Origin of the sequence: Phytoactinopolyspora endophytica (assembly GCF_004138495.1) — a bacterium.
Lineage (GTDB): Bacteria > Actinomycetota > Actinomycetes > Jiangellales > Jiangellaceae > Phytoactinopolyspora > Phytoactinopolyspora endophytica.
Window position 1 is genome coordinate 1 of record NZ_RZHA01001789.1, and the last position, 2,198, is coordinate 2,198.

At 66.1% G+C, this 2,198-nt stretch carries 2 protein-coding genes; both read right to left on the reverse strand.

What is annotated here, in order from left to right; genetic code table 11:
* Nucleotides 1–70: 70 nt before the first annotated feature.
* Nucleotides 71–859: an IS21-like element helper ATPase IstB gene (istB, locus tag ELR45_RS34190; protein ID WP_129670258.1), complete on the reverse strand. Its 789-nt coding sequence runs from the start codon at nucleotides 857–859 to the stop codon at nucleotides 71–73.
* Nucleotides 859–2,103 (reverse strand): IS21 family transposase, encoded by a 1,245-nt coding sequence (istA, locus tag ELR45_RS34195; protein ID WP_129670259.1) that lies wholly within the window; start codon nucleotides 2,101–2,103, stop codon nucleotides 859–861. The genes istB and istA overlap by 1 nt, the downstream gene beginning before the upstream one ends.
* Between the last annotated feature and the right edge of the window lie 95 nt (nucleotides 2,104–2,198).

A 2,198-nucleotide genomic window follows, 5' to 3' on the forward strand; every position in this document is an offset into this window, starting at 1 on the left:
TGTCAACGACGCTCCAAACTTGACCCCGTGGCGACGGTTGAATTTTGACCCCCTGGATGGTTGTTGATCTTTATTCGTCGGTTGTGTTGCTGGTTGGGACGCGGCCGAGGTCGCGGTCTTTGAGGCGGTAGCTGTCGCCTTTGAGAGCGACGACTTCGGCGTGGTGGACGAGGCGGTCGATCATGGCGGCGGCGACGACGTCGTCGCCGAAGACCTCGCCCCAGCGTCCGAACACTTTGTTGCTGGTCACGATGAGGCTGGCGCGTTCGTATCGGGATGAGACGAGTTGGAAGAACAGGTTCGCTGCCTCGGGTTCGAAGGGGATGTAGCCGACCTCGTCGACGACCAGGAGCGGGTAGCGCCCGAGGCGGATGAGTTCGTCTTGGAGCCGGCCGGCGTGGTGGGCGTCGGCGAGGCGGGCTACCCATTGCGAGGCGGTGGCGAACAGGACGCGGTGCCCGGCTTGGCAGGCCCGGATCGTCAGCCCGATCGCGAGGTGGGTTTTGCCGGTTCCGGGTGGGCCGAGGAATACCACGTTCTCCCGAGCGGTGACGAAATCCAGGGTGCCGAGGTGGGCGATGATGTCGCGTTTGAGTCCGCGGGCGTGATCGAAGTCGAATTCTTCTATGCTCTTGCGTGCCGGCAGGCGGGCGGCGCGGATGCGGCCTTCGCCGCCGTGGGCTTCGCGGGCGGAGACTTCGCGTTGCAGGCAGGCGACGAGGAACTCTTCATGTGTCCAGGACTCGGCCCGAGCCCGCTCGGCCAGCCGTGGCACCGACTCCCGCAATGTGGGTGCTTTCAAGGCTCGGGTGAGGAAGGCGACCTCGCCGGCTAGATCGTGGCTGGTTGTGGTGCCCATCAGGCCACCCCACCTTCGACATCGATGCCGAGTGCGCTGTCGTAATCGCTGAGGCGGCGTTGCTCGACCACCGTGTCGTCCACGCCCGGGTGCACCACCTCGAGGCGTTCGTGGCGCAACGCCCGCGCGGCGCTCACGTGCCCGGGATCGCTGAACGTCTGGTGTTTGGCCCAGATCCGCGCATGCTCAGCCACCAGCGCGCCATCGCAAAGTACCCGCACTGTGGCAAGGTCGGCGATCACCTCGACCCGACGGCCGATCACCGATGGGTGCACCGAGTAGTCGTTGCCGTCCAGCCGGATGTAGTGATCCCGCGCCAGGCGTGTCGCGTGGCGCCATCCGGTGGCAGGCGCCACCGGTGGCAGCCCGAGCATGGCCGCCGTGTCAGCGGCTATCCGCTCAGCCGGCGAACAGCCCAACGCCCGCCGCGGGCGGGTATTCACCTTGGCCAGCCACTGCCGCAGCTGGATGTTGAAATCCGCCGGTGAGGTGAAACGACGACCAGGCAGAAACGACGTCTCCAGATAGCGATGCGCTCGCTCGATGATGCCCTTGGCCTCCGGATCCGCCGGCTTGCAGACGACCACTTTGGCGCCGAGCGTGCCGCGAAACGCCTGACAGTCCCGGGTCAGCTCCACCCGCCTGCCGCGCCAGCGACCGACCGCAGCCTCGCCGTCCCAGACCAGCACCCGCGGGCTAGCCCCCAGCGCCTCGATCAACTGCCACCAGCCAGCAAACAGATCCTCGGACTCCCGGGACGGAATCAACAGCGCCGACAACCACCGCGAATACCCGGTGACCATCGTCAACACCGGCAACTGCCTCGCCGTTCTGCTCTGCCCGAACCCCACCGGCAGCGTGATCGGCGGGAACCAGAAATCACACTGCGCGATCTCTCCAGCCACATACACCGTGCGTGAGGCCGGATCCGGCGGCAGATACACCGGACGCAACTGCGCGACCCGCTCCTTGAGCACCGTCAAACCCCGCTGCCAACCGATCCGCTCAGCGATCACCGTCGCAGGCATACCCGGATCCGCCCGCAGCAGCTCCCGAATACGCGGCTCAACCTCGTCCACAATCGAACCCGCCGGCCTACGCCGATACTTCGGTGGAGCATCCGAGGCCAACGCGGCACGCACCGAGTTCCTCGCGACACCCATCACCCGAGCAATCACCTTGATCGGCATCCCTTCCGCCCGATGAAGCCGGCGGATCTCAGCCCAATCCTCCACGGATAACACCCCTGTCCTCCCCGGCTCGACTAAAGCCAGGGTGCCGCCAGGGGGTCAAAATTCAACCGTCGCTACGGGGTCATTCTTCACCCGTCGTCGACAAC